General features: G+C 47.2%; 12 protein-coding genes, 1 pseudogene and 2 riboswitches. Of the genes and pseudogenes, 5 read left to right on the top strand and 8 right to left on the bottom strand.

The window, feature by feature from the left end:
• Positions 1–89: 89 nt before the first annotated feature.
• On the top strand, positions 90–2,660 hold the full coding sequence (cphA, locus tag AAKU61_RS08965) for a cyanophycin synthetase (RefSeq protein WP_354331492.1): 2,571 nt from the start codon (positions 90–92) through the stop codon (positions 2,658–2,660).
• Positions 2,661–2,839: 179 nt separating this feature from the next.
• On the opposite strand, the gene gcvP is transcribed toward cphA, so the two are convergent.
• The 3 genes from gcvP to gcvT all read right to left on the bottom strand — a co-directional run bounded on the left by gcvP (position 2,840) and on the right by gcvT (position 7,494).
• The gene (gene gcvP, locus AAKU61_RS08960) at positions 2,840–5,719 is read right to left on the bottom strand and encodes an aminomethyl-transferring glycine dehydrogenase (RefSeq protein WP_354331490.1); all 2,880 of its coding nucleotides are present in this window, start codon (positions 5,717–5,719) and stop codon (positions 2,840–2,842) included.
• 131 nt (positions 5,720–5,850) lie between these two features.
• On the bottom strand, positions 5,851–6,228 hold the full coding sequence (gene gcvH / locus AAKU61_RS08955) for a glycine cleavage system protein GcvH (RefSeq protein WP_354331488.1): 378 nt from the start codon (positions 6,226–6,228) through the stop codon (positions 5,851–5,853).
• Positions 6,229–6,363: 135 nt separating this feature from the next.
• A complete protein-coding gene (gene gcvT, locus AAKU61_RS08950) occupies positions 6,364–7,494 on the bottom strand; it encodes a glycine cleavage system aminomethyltransferase GcvT (RefSeq protein WP_354331486.1) in 1,131 nt (376 codons plus the stop codon).
• Between the two features lie 72 nt (positions 7,495–7,566).
• Positions 7,567–7,705, bottom strand: a riboswitch (glycine riboswitch).
• Between the two features lie 9 nt (positions 7,706–7,714).
• Positions 7,715–7,824: riboswitch (glycine riboswitch) on the bottom strand.
• Between the two features lie 295 nt (positions 7,825–8,119).
• On the opposite strand from gcvT, the gene AAKU61_RS08945 reads away from it, so the two are divergent.
• Entirely contained in the window at positions 8,120–11,497 is a 3,378-nt protein-coding gene (locus AAKU61_RS08945) for an EAL domain-containing protein (RefSeq protein WP_354331485.1), read from the top strand.
• Positions 11,498–11,601: 104 nt separating this feature from the next.
• Here the strand turns inward: AAKU61_RS08945 and AAKU61_RS08940 are convergent, their stop codons facing one another.
• Both AAKU61_RS08940 and AAKU61_RS08935 read right to left on the bottom strand, forming a co-directional pair.
• Positions 11,602–12,255, bottom strand: a complete 654-nt coding sequence (locus AAKU61_RS08940) for a DUF2799 domain-containing protein (protein ID WP_354331483.1) — start codon at positions 12,253–12,255, stop codon at positions 11,602–11,604.
• 135 nt (positions 12,256–12,390) lie between these two features.
• On the bottom strand, positions 12,391–12,987 hold the full coding sequence (locus tag AAKU61_RS08935) for a hypothetical protein (RefSeq protein ID WP_354331481.1): 597 nt from the start codon (positions 12,985–12,987) through the stop codon (positions 12,391–12,393).
• 434 nt (positions 12,988–13,421) lie between these two features.
• Between AAKU61_RS08935 and AAKU61_RS08930 the strand changes: the two genes are divergently transcribed.
• A complete protein-coding gene (locus AAKU61_RS08930; RefSeq protein ID WP_354331479.1) occupies positions 13,422–15,242 on the top strand; it encodes a DUF885 domain-containing protein in 1,821 nt (606 codons plus the stop codon).
• A 160-nt stretch (positions 15,243–15,402) separates the two neighbouring features.
• Here the strand turns inward: AAKU61_RS08930 and AAKU61_RS08925 are convergent, their stop codons facing one another.
• Positions 15,403–16,179, bottom strand: a complete 777-nt coding sequence (locus tag AAKU61_RS08925) for a glutaminyl-peptide cyclotransferase (RefSeq protein WP_354331477.1) — start codon at positions 16,177–16,179, stop codon at positions 15,403–15,405.
• A gap of 419 nt (positions 16,180–16,598) precedes the next feature.
• Here AAKU61_RS08925 and AAKU61_RS08920 point away from each other — a divergent pair, with 419 nt between their 5' ends.
• Together AAKU61_RS08920 and AAKU61_RS08915 are read left to right on the top strand one after the other, a co-directional pair.
• Complete coding sequence (locus AAKU61_RS08920) at positions 16,599–18,392, top strand: ABC transporter transmembrane domain-containing protein (RefSeq protein WP_354331476.1); 1,794 nt, start codon at positions 16,599–16,601, stop codon at positions 18,390–18,392.
• A gap of 246 nt (positions 18,393–18,638) precedes the next feature.
• Positions 18,639–20,219 carry a transglycosylase SLT domain-containing protein gene (locus AAKU61_RS08915; protein ID WP_354331474.1) on the top strand — a complete coding sequence of 527 codons (1,581 nt, stop codon included), beginning with the start codon at positions 18,639–18,641 and terminating at the stop codon, positions 20,217–20,219.
• A gap of 150 nt (positions 20,220–20,369) precedes the next feature.
• On the opposite strand, the gene AAKU61_RS08910 is transcribed toward AAKU61_RS08915, so the two are convergent.
• Positions 20,370–21,623 carry a tetratricopeptide repeat protein gene (locus AAKU61_RS08910; protein ID WP_354331472.1) on the bottom strand — a complete coding sequence of 418 codons (1,254 nt, stop codon included), beginning with the start codon at positions 21,621–21,623 and terminating at the stop codon, positions 20,370–20,372.
• A 159-nt stretch (positions 21,624–21,782) separates the two neighbouring features.
• Positions 21,783–21,877 (bottom strand): annotated as a pseudogene (locus AAKU61_RS08905) (biopolymer transporter ExbD); the annotation flags it as partial.

Genomic DNA, 21,877 nt, shown 5'->3' with positions numbered 1-21,877 from the left:
CTAAGTACGCAGCTAAATTAGCGCAAGATTAAAAAATAAAATCGCTGTAATTACATATTGGCACCGCCATCAAGATAGGACGAAGGTTTATGGAAGTATCACGCATACGAGCGCTACGCGGCCCCAATCTCTGGAGCCACCACACTGCGGTTGAGGCCATAGTGGGTTGCAGCACTGCTGAACTCTCGATTGATGAACTGAATGGATTTGAAGTACGACTGCGCGCCCGTTTCCCAGAAATCAGTCCACTACAACCGACCGGCCACAATGACACTATCCCGATGGCGCATGTGCTGGAACTGGCCGCGCTGGGCTTACAAGCACAAGCAGGTTGTCCGGTCACTTTTAGCCGTACCACACAGACGCTGGAAGCCGGAATTTTTCAAGTTGTTGTGGAATATTCGGAAGAAGCCGTCGGCCGCCTGGCATTAGAATTAGCCGAACAATTATGCAAAGCAGCGCAAGAAGATACACCGTTCGACCTGGGTAGCGCACTGCTACAACTAAGAGATTTAGATGAAGATGTCAGGCTAGGTCCGTCCACTGGTTCGATCGTGCAAGCGGCCGTAGATAGGAATATTCCCTACCGTCGCCTGACTAACGGCAGTCTGGTTTTATTCGGCTGGGGTAGCCGCCAGCGTAAAATTCAAGCCGCCGAAATGGATGGCACCAGCGCGATTGCAGAGGCGATTGCACAAGATAAAGAACTGACTAAAAAACTTCTTGATGCAGCAGGCGTGCCGGTTCCACTAGGACGTACAGCACTGGATGTGGACGATGCCTGGGCAATTGCCTGCGAGATCGGCTTGCCCGTCGTCGTTAAACCCAAAGATGGCAATCAGGGCAAAGGCGTTACCGTCAACGTCACTACCCGTGCGCAATTAGAGGCAGGCTATCAGGCAGCGGCTGAATTCCGCGACGATATTTTAGTTGAGCGTTATTTACCGGGCCATGATTTCCGCTTGTTGGTGATCGGCGACAAACTCATCGCTGCAGCGCGCCGTGATCCGCCGCATGTCGTCGGCGACGGTACGCATTCAGTGCGTGAATTAGTCGAACAAGTGAATAAAGATCCGCGTCGCGGCAGTGGTCACGCAACCTCGCTGACCAAAATACGCTTTGACGATATCGCACTGGCAAGTCTGGCAAAACAGGATTTGGTAGCGGACTCCATACCCGCTAAAGGTCAGCGCGTGATCTTACGTAATAACGCGAACTTGTCGACCGGTGGCTCAGCAACTGATGTCACTGATGATGTCCACCCAGAAGTTGCAGCACGCGCTATCGTCGCAGCCCAAATGGTTGGCCTGGATATCTGCGGTGTCGATCTAGTCTGCGATAGCGTCTTAAAACCGATCGAAGAGCAAAATGGTGGCATTGTAGAAGTCAACGCAGCCCCGGGTTTGCGTATGCATCTGTCCCCGTCCTTCGGCAAAGGTCGTCCTGTTGGCGAAGCGATTATTTCTGCCATGTTTGAAGATGGCGATGATGGACGTATTCCTGTCGTCGCGGTGACTGGCACCAACGGCAAGACAACTACCGTGCGGCTCATAGCGCATTTGCTAACTACTAGCGGCTTGCGGACTGGCATGACCAATACCGATGGCGTCTATATTGAAGGCCGTCGTATCGACAGCGGCGATTGCAGCGGACCACGTAGCGCCCGTAATGTGTTGCTGCATCCGGATGTCGATGCCGCCGTGTTTGAAACAGCACGTGGCGGCATCTTACGTGAGGGGCTCGCCTTTGATCGCTGCCAGGTGGCTGTCGTCACCAATGTTGGCTCTGGTGATCATCTGGGTTTGAACTACATCACCACCGTAGAAGATCTGGCTGTTTTAAAACGAGTGATCGTACAAAACGTCGCAGACAGTGGTGTTGCGGTGTTAAACGCAGCCGACCCTATCGTCGTCAGTATGGCTGTCAATTGCACTGGCTCTGTCACGTTTTTTGCAGCCGACAACCAACATCCAGTGATGGCTACGCATAAAGCGCAAGGGCATCGCGTCGTGTACGTTGATGGCAATAAGCTAATCGCTGCCGAAGGCAAAACTAAACACGAAGTTCTGTTAGCGGATATTCCTATCACCCGCAACGGCGCTATCGGCTTCCAGGTAGAAAACGTGATGGCGTCGGTCGCTGCAGCATGGGGCGTTGGAATTAGTTGGGATGCAATTCGCGCAGGCTTAAAATCCTTCGCCAATGAGAGCGACAATGCACCGGGGCGCTTCAACATGTTCAACTATCGCGGTGCAACCTTGATTGCCGATTATGGCCACAATCCAGATGCAATTCTGGCGCTGGTCCGTGCAGTAGAAAGCATCCCGGCTAAACGCCGCTCGGTCGTCATCAGCGGCGCAGGTGACAGACGCGATCAGGACATTCGCCAGCAAACCGAGATTTTGGGTGATGCCTTCGACGACGTCGTGCTATATCAGGATCAATGCCAACGTGGTCGCGCAGATGGTGAAGTCGTTGCTCTGCTACGTACAGGATTAGCCAATGCCAACCGCACCAAAGTCATCGACGAAATCAACGGTGAATTTCTAGCAATCGACACAGCGATGGCACGTTTATCAGAAGGCGATTTATGTCTGATTTTAATTGATCAGGTTGAAGAAGCTTTAGCACACATTGCTAAACGGATCGCAGAGGGATAAAAATTAAAATAGAAGAGTCCAATATAAACAAGCCTCGCAGGCCATTTTTCTTCTAAGAGCCTTTGTTTATATGGATACTCTATTCTGATATTTTTTAATTTGATAGAAGATTATTAAAAAGCGGATACGACCTTCATCGTATCCGCTTTTTTGTTTGCTAATTCAAGCAACTGTCACAACTACTCGTAATCACTCACAGGCACGCAAGAGCAAAACAAATTACGATCGCCGTAGACGTTATCTGCACGCCCTACCGGTGGCCAGTATTTTTGTTTGCGTAACGATGCAACTGGGAAGGCTGCGACTTCACGACCATAAGCATGCGTCCAATCATTGGCAACCAATACCTGTGCGGTATGTGGTGCATTTTTGAGTGGATTGTCTTTGGCATCATATTCGCCGCTCGCAACTTTGGCGATCTCTTCACGGATCGTAATCATGGCGTCGATGAAGCGATCCAGTTCTGCTTGTGATTCACTCTCGGTTGGCTCAATCATCAGCGTACCAGGTACTGGGAAGCTCATAGTCGGTGCGTGGAAACCAAAATCGATCAAGCGTTTTGCCACATCTTCATTACTGATGCCGGTTGCATCTGTCAACGGACGCAAATCCAAAATACACTCATGCGCGATCAAACCGTCATGGCCAGAATATAAAACTGGATAATGTGGCGCCAGACGTTTAGCAATATAGTTGGCCGCCAGAATTGCGGTTTCCGTTGCCGCTTTGAGGCCTTCTGATCCCATCATAGCGATGTACATCCATGAGATTGGAAGAATACTCGCAGAGCCAAAGGGTGCTGCACTGACAGCGGAAATACCATCTGCACCGCGAACATAGCCAGTCGATTTTTGATTCGGCAAAAACTTCGCCAGATGAGCACCTACGGCAACCGGACCAACACCTGGACCACCACCACCATGAGGAATACAGAAGGTTTTATGCAAATTGAGATGACTGACATCACCGCCAAACTTGCCCGGTGCAGCAACACCAACCAGCGCATTCATATTCGCACCATCGACATACACTTGACCGCCGTGTGTGTGGACAATGTCGCATAGTTGTTGAATGCCTTCTTCAAACACACCATGCGTGGATGGATAAGTCACCATCGCCGCAGCCAGATTAGCGCTGTGTTTTTCTGCCTTGGCTTTAAGATCCACCAGATCAACGTTACCGTTGTCATCGCAGGCGACGACGACCACTTCCATCCCGACCATGCTGGCGGATGCCGGATTGGTGCCATGTGCAGAGGATGGGATAAGGCAAATATTCCGATGCGCTTCGCCACGTGAGGCGTGGTAGGCCTGAATTACCAGCAGACCTGCGTACTCACCTTGTGAGCCAGCGTTTGGCTGTAACGAGACAGCATCGTAGCCAGTCGCAGCGCACAGCATGGCCTCTAGCTGATCAATCATTTCGCGATAGCCAATGGTCTGGTCATCTGGTGCAAAAGGATGAATGTTAGAGAATTCTGGCCATGTCACCGGAATCATTTCTGAAGTTGCATTCAACTTCATGGTGCAAGAACCCAGCGGTATCATAGTGCGATCTAATGCCAGATCTTTGTCCGCCAGACTACGCAGATAACGCAGCATTTCATGCTCTGCGTGATAGCGATTAAAAGTGGGATGCGTCAAGTAGGTGCTGGTACGAATCAAGGCGGCTGGTAAGGCATCCGACACCGCTGCTTCAGTTGCATCAAAATCAGGGATCACTTTGCCATTAGCAAAAATACCCCACAACGCATCGATATCAGCGCGTGTAGTTGTCTCATCTAAAGAGATACCAACTTGAGTAGCGCTTATTTTACGCAGGTTATAACCTGCTGCTTGCGCTGCCTGATGCACGGCATCTGCATCACTGACTTTGATCGTTAAGGTATCAAAATAAGTCGCATTAGCGATCGTCAAACCGACTTGTTGCAGACCTGATGCAAGTACGCCCGTGAAACGATGTACCCGTTGCGCAATCTGACGCAGTCCGGCCGGGCCATGATAAACCGCATACATCGAAGCAATCACTGCCAGCAATACTTGGGCAGTACAGATGTTCGAGGTGGCTTTTTCACGACGGATATGCTGTTCCCGTGTCTGCAATGCCAGGCGATATGCCTGATTACCTTGCGCATCAATCGTCACGCCAACCAAACGGCCTGGCATGCTACGTTTGAATGCGTCGCGTGTGCCCATATAACCTGCATGCGGACCACCGAAACCAAGCGGAACACCAAAGCGCTGACTGTTACCGACCACGACGTCTGCGCCCCACTCACCTGGTGGCGTGATCAGCGTCAGAGCCAGCAAGTCAGCAGCAGCGATCACCATCGCACCTTTGGCATGCACCGCAGCAGCAAACTCGCGGTAATCACGGATGGCACCATCGACACTCGGGTACTGCAAGAGTACGCCGAAGCAGTCGTTTTCAAGTGCCTCGTTGGCAGTGAAGGTGCGAATCTCTATCCCCAATGGCTTGGCACGGGTTTCGATGATTTCGCGGGTTTGTGGCAGTACGTCATGGGCGACGTAAAACACGTTGGAATTTGATTTTCCTACTCGCTGGATCAGGGTCATCGCCTCAGCCGCAGCAGTACCTTCGTCCAGCATCGATGCATTGGCGATGTCCATGCCTGTCATATCTGTGATGACTTGCTGGAAGTTGATAATCGCTTCTAAACGTCCCTGAGAAATCTCTGGCTGATATGGCGTGTAGGCAGTGTACCAGGCTGGATTTTCAAAAATATTACGCAGAATAACGCCAGGTGTATGCGTGTTGTAATAACCCTGACCAATCAGAGATTTCAATACTTTATTTTTGCTTGCTAAGGACTTTAAGGTCGCCAGCGCTTCTTGCTCGGACTTGGCTTCGGTAAATTGCGCCAGTGGCAGTACATCATGGCGACGGATATTGGCAGGCACGATCGCATCGATCAAGGCAGTACGCGTGGCATAACCCAAAGTTTTGAGCATGGCGGCTTGTTCTGCCTCAGAGGGGCCAATATGTCTGGCGATGAAGGCGTCATGCGCTTCAAGTTGGGTTAAGCTGGTTCTGGTCATAATAGAATTCTAGGATTCAAAAAACGTGAAATAAAAACCGTCAGATGTGCTGTAAAAGCGATAAAGACAAGAGCATCAAATGGCTGGCAAATACTCTCCCGTCAGGACTAAACCGAGGGAGAGAATTCAAATTAACCGATGTTTTTTGCGTATGCGTCAGCATCCATCAAAGCATCGACATCAGCAGAATTACTTGGCTTCATTTTGAACATCCATGAACCGAATGCATCGGTGTTGATTGCTTCTGGCGCATCGGCGACTGCCTGGTTTACTTCAACTACTTCGCCTGACACCGGCGCGTAAATATCGCTTGCTGCTTTAACGGATTCGACCACGGCGCAATCCTTACCCGCAGTCAATGCCTTGCCGACTTTTGGCAAGTCAACAAACACGATATCGCCCAAAGCATCTTGTGCAAAATCAGAGATCCCTACGGCGATCGTACCGTCGGCTTCAACACGCACCCATTCGTGGGAGGCGGTATATTTGAGATTAGCTGGAATTGTCATGGCATGCTCCAAAAAGAAATGATGATGATTGATTTGAAAATTGAAATTAATTTTTGATCTTTGATCTTTGATCTTTGATCTTTGATCTTTAAGACTCAGATAAATATCTGATCATAATTTAAGTGTAATTAGCTATTATGCGACCAATATTTTGCCATTGCGAACAAACGGCAATTTGACGACGGTCGCTGCCAATTGCTTGTCACGGATTAGGACTTGTACCGTATCACCAATCGCCATATCCATCGGTAGGCGTGCCAAGGCAATGGCTTGCTGCATTGAAGGACTGAAGGTACCGCTGGTGATTTCACCCTCGCCATTGGCGGTGATGACTTTTTGATGTGCGCGCAAGATACCGCCTTTTTCACGCAAAATCAGGCCGAGGAATTGCGCTGTTTGTCCCTGCTCTTGCAATGCTTTTTTACCGACAAAATCGCGCTCGCTCACCAGATCGATCGTCCATGCTAATCCGGCATTCAAGGGATTTACAGTATCGTCCATATCTTGTCCGTATAAATTCATACCGGCTTCCAGACGCAACGTGTCACGCGCTCCCAGGCCAGCTGGCTTAACACCTGCGGCGATCAAAGCATCCCAAAATGCGACGACTTTATCTGCAGCGACTGCGATTTCAAATCCGTCCTCTCCGGTGTAACCCGTGCGAGCCACCATGACCTCACCAAACGCGGTGTCAGCAACAATAACGGCGTTAAACGGTTTGATCTCAGCACTGGCAGCTTTGGTTTCTGGCAAAACTTCCCATGCTTTAGCGCGGGCGTTGGGACCTTGTACCGCAACGAGTGCGAAGGCGTTAGCACCATCGCGGCGCTGGGTAATGGTAATGCCGCTATCAGTAGCAAGATTGTGCGCGGACATCCATGCGAGATCTTTTTCAGCAGTACCCGCATTGACGACGAGGCGGAACCAGTTCTCGCTAAAGAAATAGATAATCAGATCATCGACGACCGTGCCTTGTGGCGTCAGCATCGCTGAGTACAGCGCTTTGCCAGGAACTTGTAATTTATCGACATTGTTGGCGACCAGGCTGCGCAAAAAGGAACGAACGTTGTCGCCTTTGAGATCGACCACACACATGTGCGACACATCAAACATGCCGCAATCAGTGCGGACAGCGTGATGTTCTTCGATTTGTGAGCCGTAATTGACTGGCATATCCCAGCCGCCGAAATCAACCATTTTTGCGCCAGCAGCACGATGTGCGGCGTTGAGAGGAGTTGCCTTGAGAGATGTCACTGCTTGCGTCATGAGAGCCTCATTACCAAAATAGAAGGGACGATCCATCACACAGGCGAGCAAGCTCATCCATGCGACAACATCGCAGACCCCTCTGTCCTGATACCTGAGAGATTACGGACTGCGTTTTAACAACAGCAATCCGCGCGCACCTTCGGTGGGTAGTTCGGCTTGAATCTATTTAATATTACTTATGCCGCTACCGCTCTCCAGAGTTTGGGCTGAAAACCCAGCCCCTTGATCAGTCCATTTGCCTGAGAGTTTTTGGGTGTTAGCCCCTTCGGCGGCGGCTTGCAGCTATGTGCATCGATCTAGCTGGCCGCGCTCTCCTAATCAAGTTTAGCGATTATAAGGGCTTGGAAAGCGCTTGAGAGCGTTGACATGTAAATATTTGTGAGCTTGTATTATTGTCTCAAAATTTCTATTTCTACAATGTTGGAGATCATTTACGTTTTATTTTTCTTGATAGCGACATATGGATGCTAATTTATTAATCAGGATTATTGATTGAAAACAATTGTCACAAATAGCTGTAAGTGCGTAAAAACTCATACAAGCGACTATTCATCTGACTACACTGAGATCAAGTATCGTTATTGCTTAACGATGAATTCAATTGTTCGGTGGGAGAATTAGAATGAATGCGGCGCCTTTTCCAAACAACGAAACTCAACGTATAGCATCATTGCGTTCTCTCGACGTTCTCGATACTGAACCGAAAGCAGAGCTAGATGCCTTGGTGAAGGCAGCGTCTTTAGTCTGCGGCGTACCGATATCTCTAATCAGTTTAATCGATACAGAAAGACAATGGTTCAAAGCGAACTTGGGGTTGCCAGGCGTATCTGAAACTCCAAGAGACATTGCTTTTTGCTCGCATGCTATTCTCGAAAACGATATTTTCGAAATTCATGATGCACTACAAGATCAGCGTTTCGCCAATAATCCTCTCGTCACCGACCATCCCGATATCCGATTTTATGCAGGCGCACCAATTACGATAAGTGACGGGAGTCGTGTAGGCACCTTATGTGTCATCGACCGGCGTCCAAATCGTCTAGATGAAAAACAGGTTGAGGTTCTGCGTTGTCTGGCAGATGCAGCCGCTGCAATACTTGAGGGACAACACGACAAACGTGCTTTGATTGCAAAGAGCCAGCGAATCACTAATCTTATTGAAAGTACTCACGTGGGTACATGGGAAAGGAATTTCCAAACCGGAGCAGTACGATATAACGAACGATGGGCTGAAATTACCGGCAGAACATTGCTGGAATTGGAACCATTGACCCCACAGATCTGGCTTGATCTTATACATCCTAGCGACCTGATGGCATGCCAATCAGAATTAGACATCCATTTGGCAAATCTTAGTTCCCGTTATGAGTCTGAAATTCGCTTACGACATAAAAATGGCGATTGGAGATGGGTACTCGATAGCGGTAAAGTTATCAGCTGGACTTCCGATGGCAAACCAGAATGGATGTTGGGTACTTTACTCGACATTACTGATCGCAAACGTCAAGAGGAAAACCTTCGTAAAAGCCAGCTATTTTTAGATCGGACAGGTAAGTTAGCAGGCGTCGGTGGTTGGGAAGTCGATCTTATTACCAACGAGATTTACTGGTCAGACGAAACTTGCCGTATTCATGGCGTTCCAGTTGGTTTTAAACCGACAATGGATCAGGCTATCCAGTTTTATGCACCTGCTGCTCAGCCGATTATTTTGGAAGCAGTACAAAGTGGAATATTGACGGGTAAAGGCTGGGATCTTGAGCTACCTTTCATCCAGGCTTATCAACGTCCGATCTGGGTACGTGCCGTAGGTACCGTCGAATTCGCAGACAAAAAACCGATACGATTAGTGGGTGCATTCCAAGATATTACTGAGAGGATGGAAGAACGCTTAGCATTACAAATTGCGAATGACCGTATAGAGCTAGCAACCGATAGCGGAGCGATCGGCATCTGGGAATACGATCTCACCAATGGCACCGTATTATGGGATGCATGGATGTATCGTTTATTTGGAATGCTGCCTCGCGTTCAGACAGGTACATTTGAAACAGGTACATTTGAAATAAATAGATTTGATTTTTGGAAAAATCAAATCCATCCAGATGATCTGGAAAAAATAGCGCTGACAACTCAATTAGCTATTAGTGGAACAAAACCATTTCAGCTGGAATACAGAGTAATCTGGCCAGACTCCAGCTTGCATCACCTCAAAAGTACTGCGCTAGTTAAATACGATGAACAAGGTAATGCCTTGCGCATGGTCGGTACGGCGATAGATATATCTGTCTCAAAAAAACTGGAAATGGAATTGGCGGAGCAACATGCGTTACTGCACGTCACTCTAAAATCCATTGGTGACGCTGTAATTACTACCGACGCAGAAGGCTATATTAACTGGCTCAATCCAGCAGCAGAACGAATGACGGGGTGGCTCGCCAGCGAGGCACAAAACCGACCGCTAACGCAAGTCTTTCATATCGTCAACGAAGAAACTCGCAAGCCAGCGGCAAATCCTATCACTACCTGTTTAACGCAGGAAAAAATTGTCGGCTTAGCTCACAAAACTGTTCTGATTTCACGTAATGGTTCAGAATTTGGCATCGAAGATTCTGCTGCCCCTATCCGTAATGAACTAGGCGAAATTCTCGGTGTTGTGCTGGTATTCCACGACGTGACAGAGCAACGCCGCTTATCGGGTGAAATGAGTTTTAGAGCTAGCCATGACGTGCTTACAGGCTTGGTCAACCGGATAGAGTTTGAGGTCAGATTACAAAAATTATTAGACTCAGCACGTGCAGATCATAGCCAGCATGCTTTGCTATACATTGACCTTGATCAGTTCAAGTTAGTCAATGATGCTTGCGGCCATGCTGTAGGAGATCAGTTGTTACAACAAGTCTCCAAACTATTGTCAGAAACAGCGCGCACCCGAGATACCCTTGCCAGACTAGGAGGGGACGAATTTGCGATCCTGCTAGAACAATGCTCAACCGATCAGGCGCAACGAGTAGCGCAGCAAATATGTGACCGGATGGACGATTTCCGTTTTATGCATGATGGCAGGCGTTTCCGTATCGGTGCGAGTATCGGACTGGTGCCGGTGGACGATCGCTGGTCATTGACCGAAGCCATTATGCAAGCGGCCGATACCTCTTGTTATGCCGCAAAAGAAGCTGGTCGCAACAGAGTGCATGCTTGGTTTGACACTGATCTTGCCATGCGTGCCCGTCATGGTGAGATGCAATGGACTACACGTATTGAACAAGCGCTTGATGAAGATCGTTTTGTACTCTATGCCCAAAAAATTATTGCACTGAACGATCAATCACCCGGTTTGTATGCAGAGGTGTTGCTGAGAATGCGTGATTTTGATGGTTCATTGATAGGTCCAGGTGCTTTTCTACCTGCTGCAGAGCGTTTCAATCTGGCATCTCGTATCGACAAGTGGGTTCTTAAACAAACCATTACATGGATGAGAAGCTTAGACTCTATCGACCATATCGCAAAAATCAGCGTTAATCTCTCAGGACAATCAGTCGGTGACAGGGCATTTCATCGATGGGCTATTGATGTACTTGCCAATGCCGGGTCGGCGATTTGCGCACGATTATGTTTAGAAATTACAGAGACCGCAGCGGTTACCAATCTGGCTGATGCCGCTTTATTTATTGAACAAATTCATGACATTGGAGTGCGGGTTGCATTAGATGATTTTGGCGCTGGAGCCTCATCATTTGGCTATCTGAAGAAAATGCCTGTCGATTATTTAAAAATCGACGGTCAATTTGTGATGGATATTGTGACCGATCCTCTGGACGAAGCAGCGGTGAAATGTTTTGCCGATGTTGCGAAGGTCATTGGTGTCAAAACCGTCGCTGAATTTGTTGATCATCCCGATGTACTTGCGCGATTACGGGAAATTGGTATTGATTTTGCGCAGGGTTATTTGCTTCATAAGCCTGCGCCAATTGATGAACTGGAATTTATCAATATCATTTAAAAGTCAAAAAATAGCCGGCTAATTTGCAGACTATTTTTTGATTTTACAAACTAAATTAATACGAGCGGGAGCTGTCACTCAGATGGAACGGTTTAGCACAAGTCTTACAAATAAATATCCCGCTTGATCTGCTGCATCTGCTGGGTATATCTAAAGTTCCAGCTACGCAACTCCTCCATTCTAAACGCTGATTTTTGTAAAAAGTCGCGTAACTCTTGTCGTTCACGCTCACGTTTGCGATCGTTGTTGGCAGTGTCGTTATTCACAACCCGATTTTTGTCGTCTTGGTCGCGGCGAATGTCTCGTTCGATGCGATCCAGTCTGCGTGCAGCATCTACTCTGCCGTCGTTCAAAGATGCCAAATCATTGTCCACAATGGCAAGTTTTCTGGCGAGGTCTTCATAATCTTGTCCGCTGGTCCAGGCGCGGCGTACTCGATTTTGCATACTTGCCTGACAAACTTCAAATGCCATACGGTTATTGCCACGGCCGAAATTGAAGGCATTGTCAGGGCTACAGTAATTCACGTTTTGAGTAGTCCATGCCTGATTATAAGTGTCACGGGTTTGGGCAATCACAAAGACATTATTGGCTCTGGCGCTACTCATGCGTTCTTCGATTTGATTCGGCTTGCCAAAGCCATCGGTGCTGCCGGCATCGCGCCAATATTGAATCAGTCTTTGCTCCCACTGCTGCACATACTCTGCCTCAGAAAACTTCAAGCCACGGGTTTTGGCGTCAGCACGACGCGTATGCACATCACGTCCTTCGGTCGCATCGCTCCAGCCTAATCTGCGCCAGTACTCAATAATCTCTTTATTCCAGGCTTCTTTATAAGCGTCTTCGCGGACAAATAATCCGCTTACTAATGCCGCCTGCGAGTGTCTTTTTAACTAAGTATCGGGTACTCCGTCATGCGCATCTTGAAAACCAATCTGCGTCCAATACGCATAATTACCATTAGCCCAACCTTGCTGATAGCTGCTTTGATTGAAGCCAATCTGCTGACCGCTGGCGGCACGGTTTTGCTCTTCTTTGGCGGTACGACCGGCTTTACCATCCAGATCTCCCAGGCCATACCAATAGTCGGCGTTACCTTTGATCCAGCCTTGCTGGTAAGCAGTTTTATTTAATGGTGTTTTATTGCTGGTGATTTTTTCTGAACCTACTTGGGTGTCGAAATAATTTATCGCCTGCCCGCTGCGACCATCGTTACTACCCAACTCAGTCCAAAAATGCTGATTGCCCTGCTCCCAGCCAAGCTGATAATTGCTGGCAGATTCTGCCTTGATTTTGTCGCTATCGACGACAGAGCAGAATTTGCGGCGCTCTTCAAAGCGCGGATCAAATCCTTGCGCACCATCTTTGTTACCGATGAAATTCCAATCGCCGGTTTTGCAATCATGCATTTGGCTGATCGTCGTCTGGCACGCCGCCAGCGGCAAAATCAGGAGGAGTGAGAGGACAGCCTTGCGACAAAGTATGAGCATAGAAATTTGTAATTAATTGTAAGAATGTGACTTCAACGCTTGTAACACCTATTTTGTTGACCGTGCTGTCAAAATCATCTACTGCTGACAGGGCGAATGAACACAGATTCAATATACTCCCCATTATTTTTTTATAAAACAGTCGGTTATCCAAATAATCTATGGACAACTAAAATATACTTATCACCAGTATCAATTTTAACAATATCAATCTTTGTGGCGTGACCAACATTAGATCGCTCAGTAATTTACTAGAAACACCTTTCCCTCATCAGCAAGCCAAGCGAAGTCCGGTCAGAGATATTTGCGCAGAAAAACCTGGGCAGCCCCCCCCTTCGCGCTCTGTTGTAAAAATCATCCTATCAAAATAAAAGTTTGTTTTATAGAAAGTATTCTGCCTATAATCCATTTTCATTTTTCTTGGACAAAACGATATGGCACGCTTATTTAAGTGGTTAGGACGAGGGGTCTTATTCTTGCTATTACTGCTCGTGATTGGCTTTGTACACGTCTGGTATTTCAAGCCGTTAAAAATCGATTGGTTTTATGGACGCGTGATGGCGAGCTTCGCATTGCAGCAGCCGGAGATGTTATCGAGTATGCGGATTTTGCCGGACTGGATGGATTTTTATAGCGACAAGTTAAGCGATGCTTCGCCAGCCGCTGAGCAAAAAATGGCCGATATGGTGAAAGCCGATCTAGAGACTTTGCACCGTTATCAGCGCGACTCATTTGATCGCGACGGCCAATTGTCTTATGACACGATGGACTATTTTTTGCGCATGCAAGATGAGGGTGATCGCTATCGTGATCTGAGTTTCCCCGTAAACCAGATGTTTGGCGTGCAATCGAACTTGCCTAACTTTATGACCGAGGTACATCAGGTCAACTCAGTAGCAGAAGCTAAAAGTTATATCGCTCGTCTGAAAAAATTTCCCATTAAATTTGATCAGGTGCTGGAAGATTTACGACTCAGGGACAGTAAAAATATTATTCCACCTCAATTTATGGTGGAAAAAGTACTGGCACAAATGCAAGGCTTTATCGCCAAACCAGCCAAACAAAATCCGCTGTACATCAACTTTAAAGAGAAGCTGGATAAAATCTCCGCAGATAAAATCGATGCCAGCTCACGTAGTGATTTGCTAGCGCAAGTCGATACGTCGATTACACAGCAGGTATATCCCTCTTATCAAAAATTAATCAGCTATTTCACCGCGCTGCAACCAAAAGCACAAGGCAATTTTGGTGCATGGCATATGCCTGATGGCGATGCCTACTACGCCTGGTGTGTGCGCATGCATACAACGACTGACATGACGCCGCAACAGGTGCATGACTTAGGTCTGGCAGAAGTCGCCCGGATCACCCAAGAAATGGACGCCATCTTAAAAAGCAAAGGCTTGGCAGAAGGTAGCATCGGTGTACGTGTTTTAAAATTATCGCAAGACCCTGAGCAGTTGTATCCCAATACGCCAGAGGGCAAGCAAGCCATGCTCAAAGGCTATCAGGCGATTTTAGACGAGGTGAATAAAGGGCTCGGTAGCGCGTTTGATGTCCGTCCAAAGTTAGGGGTAGAAGTCAAAGCAGTACCGCAATTTGCCGAGGCAACCGCGCCTGGCGCGTATTACAGCGAAGGTGCGTTTGATGGGTCTCGTCCTGGGATTTTTTACGCCAATATGCGCGATACCAAAGAAAATCCTAAGTTCACGATGCGCACCCTGGCTTATCACGAGGGCATACCTGGTCACCACTTCCAGATATCAATTGCACAGGAGTTAAAAGACGTACCGTTTTTCCGGCAAGTCTTACCTTTTACTGCCTATGCAGAAGGCTGGGCATTGTATTCAGAACGCCTGGCTTGGGAAATGGGATTTGAAAAAGATCCTATGGATAACCTGGGTCGCCTGCGCGACGAAATGATGCGTGCCGTACGTCTGGTCGTTGACAGCGGCATCCACTACAAACACTGGACACGCGAACAAGCCATAGACTACATGGCTGACAATACTGGCATGGCCTTGACCGATGTCACCACCGAGATCGAACGCTATATGGTTGATCCGGGACAGGCATTGGCCTACAAAGTCGGCATGCTAAAAATCCTTGCCCTGCGTGAAAAGGCCAAGTTGGCGCTCGGCGATAAATTCGATTTAAAGCAATTCCATAACGAGGTGCTTACCCACGGCGCTTTGCCTTTGGTCGTGCTGGAGCGGGTGATTGATGATTGGATTGCCAAGCGACAAAAAGCTTAAGTCTGGACTAGATAGAAAAATTACTCCCCCTATGTATATTTAAGTTGTCCATATAATCACTGGACAATGAGGCATATTTAAAAAAATATTGGGGGAGTATATTGTATTAATGACAGATTCATTAATACAAATGATGGCCGCTAATGGTCTGTCGCATCGCTTAATTTTGAATTTTCAGCAGATCGATTTCAAATAATTTCGGCCACAATTTTCCAGTGACAAACAGGCGATGGCGCTTACTGTCATAAGCAATACCATTGAGTACTGCATCAGCGGAATTGCTAACGCGTTCGCCAGGTGGCAGCAAGCCTTTCAGATTGATCCAGCCGACGACATGGCCTGTTGCCGGATCAATTCGGGCAATCACATCGGTGCCCCAGATATTGGCGAATAGCTCGCCTTCCACCCACTCAAGCTCGTTTAGTCTATCTACGGCGATACCATCGGCCATCACATAAATCCTGCGTTCCTCTTTTAATGTGACTGGATTAAGGATGCGGATAAAAGGTGTGCCGTCGCTCATATACACATGACGCGTATCGCTAGTTAGCCCCCATCCCTCGCCCATGTAAGTAAAGCGTTTTTTTAAGTTAAAGGTTTTAGCGTCGAAGATAAAGCCGACTTGCGACTTCCAGGTCAAACTAATAATTTTCCCATCGATTTCGGTTGATCCCTCGCCAAAAAATTCTGGACTCAAATCTTTCTGCTGTACGATTTTACCGCTGACAAGATCAACTTTTCTTAGCGATGAGTGTCCAGCTAATCCGGTACTTTCATACAAAAAATCGTCTTTATAAAACAAGCCTTCAGTAAAAGCGGATGGATCGTGCGGGTAAGTATTTTTGACGATGTAGCCATACACAGGGATGGCAGCGTGCGCCATATTTCCCGTTAAAAACGCGCTGACTAATAGCCATTTTGCGAAATTCTTCAACATTGAGTCCTTTAATATGATGGCTTGGAGCTTGCCATTAACTATATGCGAATGCTTCAGAGGATTGCACTGAAAAGCGTCGACGAGAACAATACACGGGTGCGGTGACGGGACGCAAGATTGTTGATGCGATTTTGTGTAAGTGTTACAAATATTGCCAATAAATGAGCAAGCTGCAATATCAAAACCTCCGATTGAAACATAAACATCATTAAACGATCGCGTGCGGCGCTCAACATGGTCACTAATTAATTTACCGCATGAGAATTTACTACGCGACAATCTTGTTTAGAAGCATGTCAGCCCCATCTATGATGGCGGTTATTGCTCAGATAATCCGAGCAGACAATTAGATCAAACAATTCGTACAGTCCAGCTTGAAAGCTGACACAATATCGCCAATTCGTCACCATAAAGCTCCTATGACCGCTCCCGCCAGTAACGACGCTGCATCCAAAAGTAGTCTTGCGACACTCAAAGGCTTAGTGCCATTTTTAACTCCTTATCGTCGTCAATTTTTTTTGGCGGGTATTGCTTTAATCATTGCCGCTTGTGCAACGTTGGCGATTCCTTATGCCTTCCGGCAAATGATCGATCTGGGATTTGGCGGTACTGGCACGCGTGGCATCCAACATGTGGACGCGACTTTTCTGGCGCTGTTTGGGGTCGCCTGCGTCTTGGGTGTAGCTACCGCAGCACGATTTTATATGGTGTCCTGGTTGGGGGAGCGGGTTACCGCTGACATCCGCAATGCGGTGTATTCGCATGTAGTTACGCAAAGTCCCGAGTTTTTTGAGACAACTCAGACAGGTGAAGTTTTATCCCGCCTGACGACCGACACAACATTGATTCAGGCAGTTGTTGGCACCAGTATTTCTATGGCACTGCGCAACGCATTATTGTTTATGGGCGGTCTGGTAATGTTATTTATTACTAGCCCAAAACTGTCCTCCATTATCATCGTCACATTGGCAGCGACGGTGCTCCCGATCGTGCTGTTTGGCCGGCGAGTACGCAAATTATCCCGCGATTCTCAAGATCGGATTGCGGATGCCTCTGCTGTCGCGGGTGAAATTTTAAATGCGATGCCGACTGTACAAGCATTCACACACGAACCCATTGAGGCGCGGCGTTTCTCCAGCTCGGTAGAAGATGCTTTTAGTACAGCAATGCGTCGAATACGTGCCCGTTCGTTACTGACGATGGTCGCAATTTTATTGATCTTCGGTGCCATCGTATTTGTCCTGTGGCTGGGAGCGCACTCGGTAATGCGAGGTGAAATGAGCGGTGGCATGCTAGGGCAATTTATCTTGTATGCATCCATCGTTGCTGGCGCAGTCGGCGCTTTGTCTGAAGTAATGGGCGAAGCACAACGCGCCGCCGGTGCTACCGAACGCTTGCTAGAGCTTATGGCAGCACAATCACCAATCCAATCTGCACCGAATCCATTAAAGCTGCCTCCGCGCGCTGCCAATGGGGCTGCTTTATCGTTGACTGACATCGTGTTTCATTATCCGTCACGGCCCAATATGGCGTCGATAGGACATATGTCCTTAGATATCAAACCGGGTGAAACAGTCGCCGTGGTCGGCTCGTCTGGTGCAGGCAAAACCACCTTATTTCAGTTGTTGCTGCGTTTTTATGACCCGCAACAAGGCAAGATCACATTAGATGGCGTGGATATACGTCAGTTAGATCTACATGATTTACGCAATGCAATCGGTATCGTGCCACAAGATACGGTGATTTTTTCTGCCAATGCATTAGAAAATATACGCTATGGCAAAGCGGATGCCAGCGATGCAGAAGTGATCGCTGCAGCTAAAATGGCGGCGGCGCATGAGTTTATTGAACGTCTGCCAGAAGGCTATAACTCCTTCCTTGGTGAGCGTGGTGTGCGCCTGTCTGGTGGTCAACGTCAACGCATCGCGATTGCACGGGCGCTACTTAAAAATCCACCGTTGCTCTTGTTAGATGAGGCCACTAGCGCGCTTGATGCAGAATCAGAGCGCCTGGTTCAAGGTGCGCTGGAAGCAGCAATGCAAGGTCGCACTACCCTGATCATCGCGCATCGGCTAGCAACCGTACAGAGAGCTGATCGTATTATCGTCATGGAGCACGGACATATTGTTGAAACTGGCACCCATAATAGCTTGGTAGCGCAAGGCGGTATTTACGCCAACCTAGCGTCTTTACAATTCAATACATCGACTTAAATATTGGCTTAATTATTAAGCTTAAATAGCTTCTATGAGCTTGGTTAAGGCTCAAGAAGCTATTGTTAGTCACTGCATAAATCAGCTGCATTAAGTAACTGCAACTGACTACAAAGTAAGCCTTTTATCGCAGAATTATCTTGTAACAAGAGTGACATTTTTCTTGACGTCGGAATTGGCACTTGCGTACACTCTCCCGATCCCATCAACATCGTCGATCATGATCGATTAGACAATACACCGCCTATGAAACGTTTCCGACACAGCATCTCCTCTATTCTCGCTTCAGCAATCTTGCTTTGCTTTACGCCTTCAAGCTCCGCCGCAGAAAATGATTTACTCGCATTAACTAGCGTACCTGAGTCAAGCACTCAGCCGATTGGCGTCTTGCGTACCAATGAGGTGGCACCGACAATTAATGTTGCGATAGAAGATAGTGCCGATAAAATTGCTGCAGAGAATCCTGTTGAACTGACAGCGCCAGAAGCCAATTTATGGAATCGGATTCGCAATGGTTATGCAATCCCGGATCTGGATAATCAATTAGTTAGTAATCAGCTTAATTGGTACAGCACTCGTACTGAATACATACAGCGAACCGTGCAGCGCGGTTCACGCTACTTGTATCACGTTGTAGAGGAGCTGGAAAAGCGCGGTATGCCAACTGAACTAGCATTACTTCCATTTATTGAATCAGCCTTTAATCCTCAGGCAATTTCTACTGCCAAAGCATCTGGCATGTGGCAATTTATGGCGGCAACCGGCCGTGATTTCAATCTAAAACAGAGCATGTTTAAGGATGACCGACGCGGCGTACTAGATTCTACTGACGCTGCCCTGACGTACCTGGAACGCTTATACGGTATGTTTGGTGATTGGCAATTAGCCTTGGCCGCCTATAACTGGGGCGAAGGTTCGGTTCAACGGGCGATCAAAAAACAGCAGGCAATGGGCTTGCCAATTGACTTTGAAAGTTTGTCTGCGTTGATGCCGAATGAGACAAAAAACTATCTGCCAAAATTGCAGGCAGTTAAAAATATCATCGGGCATCCAGAACAATTTGGCATAGAACTACCCAAGTTAGAAAATCAACCCTACTTCGTTACAGTAGAAAAAACTCGTGATATTGATGTACGGGTAGCCGCACAATTAGCAGAGATGTCTGTAGTTGATTTTACAGCGTTAAATCCGCAATTCAATCGCCCCGTCATTACTGGCGATAGCAAAACTAAAATTCTGCTCCCGACTGACAATGCGATGTTGTTCAGAGAAAATTTAAGTAAGTGGAATGGTCCGCTATCTACCTGGGCTACTCATACTGTAGGCAAAACTGAACGAGTAGAATCTTTGGCTAATCGTTTGGGGATGAAAGCTGAAACACTGCGTGAAGTTAATTTCATTCCACCAAAAATGTTAGTCAAAGCAGGATCAACTTTGCTCATTCCGAGATCAAGCAAAACACCGGATCAGGATATCTCTATGGAGATTGCTGAAAAGGCGCAGTTGATCATTGAAAAGACTCCGTCGACCAGGCAGATGCATTTTAAAGTCGGCAAAGCAGATAATTTGAACTCAATTGCTAAGCGCTATAAAGTTAGTGTGGCGGACATCAAGAGCTGGAACAATTTGAAGCGGGATAGCGTCAGTGCAGGTCAGACACTACAAATACAAGTGCCAGTTCTGCAAGCGAGAACAAAATCAAACCACGTAGCATCAGCACATAATAATCGCAACACTAAAACCAACAGCAGAACCGCAAAGACAGCGGCTCCACGCGCGGCCAAAACGATACTTGCGCATGCAAAGTCAGGTAAAAAGCATAGCTAATTTTCACTGGCGATATTACTCAAAATACCTCAGTCAAAGTACATCGTTCAAAATAAAAAAGCCCCGGTTGAACTCGGGGCTTTTTTATACCAAGGAATCTAAATCACTAGATGAAAATTCCTTAATATTTTACAAGGTCGGTTCAATCAATTACTTACCAGATTGATTGGCGTAGATAATCCAGTAACGCGCCAGATCAGCAGTGCCGTCAGTACCTTGCACTGTCTTCAAAACCTTGATTGCATTCGCTTTTTTACCAGCTTGCAGTAAAGATATACCTTGCAAGAGTTTGGCGTCATCAGGACGCTTCAAACTACCTTTAGTCATACCCTGGTCGATCAAGCTTAAACCTTTATCAAACTGGCCTGCGGTAACGTATGCATAACCAAGCGTAACCGATGCATTACCATCCTTACTTTGATTGGCTTCAGCCTCATTGGCTGCGGCATTTGCTTTGCTTGCTGCTAAATTTTTGTTGGCCAGATCGCGCAGACGTTGATGACGTGCGGCATCAGTACCTGTGCCAAGTGCGCCTGCTTTGTAGCCCTGATCAATAATCTTGATCGCTTCTGCAGGATAACCTGCTTGCAAAGATAATTGAGACATTTCCATAAAATCGCCGGTACGAGTAATTTGTCCCAAAGCTAGTTTCAAGCGATCTAAATCCAAGGATAAACGCTCAGAATAACCGGGCTTACTTTGAATACGGCCAAGCAAATCAAGCCAGTAATCTTTCTTTGGATAGAAAACTAATAACTTTTCAATTGCAGCAACATAAGTGGCTTTGTCGTTTTGCTTCAGAGCAGCATTAGCATAAAGTTGCAGACTAGTTTCACTTGGAGTACGACCTGATTTTTCTTCGGATGCAAGATCAGCCTTAACCTCTTTCATAGTGCGGGCATAATCACCGCTCATGTATAGAGATTGGATCAGGAATGGACGCATTGCCGGATCGTTACCGCCATCGGAAAAATAACGAGTAACCCATTGCACGGTCTTAGCGTAATTCCCTGCTTTGTAATAAGCTGATGCCAGACCTTGTATGTATTTAATTTGTTCGCCAGCAGGCAATTTGTTCGCAGCGATAATTGTTTCGTAAGAACGAATCACAGTGTCATTATCACCAGCAGCACTTGCAATCGCAGCACGCATACGCTCAATCGTAAAACTTTCATTCATTGTTTTACCGCTCACGCTATCCGTATCGTGAAGTTTAGCGAGTGCTTCTTTGTATTTCTTGGCCTTAAACAAATCACCAGCAGCTTGTACTGCTTTGCCGATTTCAGGGCGCATGGCCTCTTGAGCATAGACTACGTTACCGGCAATATTCGTCAGTTCTGGAACAGCACAAAAACCAATCGCAGCAAGTAAAACAGCGAGGCGTGACAATCGAAGTTGCTTCATGTTTTGATCTCTCAATCAATAAATTTAATGAATTTTAAAATTGCAGCTTTATCAAAATGAAAAAAGGCAGGAGTAACCCTGCCAATTTTGAATAATACCTTAGATTTTCTGGTTCACGCAGTGAGAAGCGGAGTAAATACTGAATTTCACGTATCTAACTCACTTCAAGAACTGCTCATTACCAACCATACCGATCTTATTGACGCCCAGTCGTTGCGCCTCCGCCATCACATGCGCCACCGCTTTATACGGTA

The sequence above is a fragment of the Undibacterium sp. GrIS 1.2 genome, assembly GCF_040544435.1.
In the GTDB taxonomy this organism is placed as follows: Bacteria; Pseudomonadota; Gammaproteobacteria; order Burkholderiales; family Burkholderiaceae_D; genus Undibacterium.
Note: the sequence above shows the minus strand (reverse complement) of the source record. Positions and strands in the feature narration are given on the sequence as shown.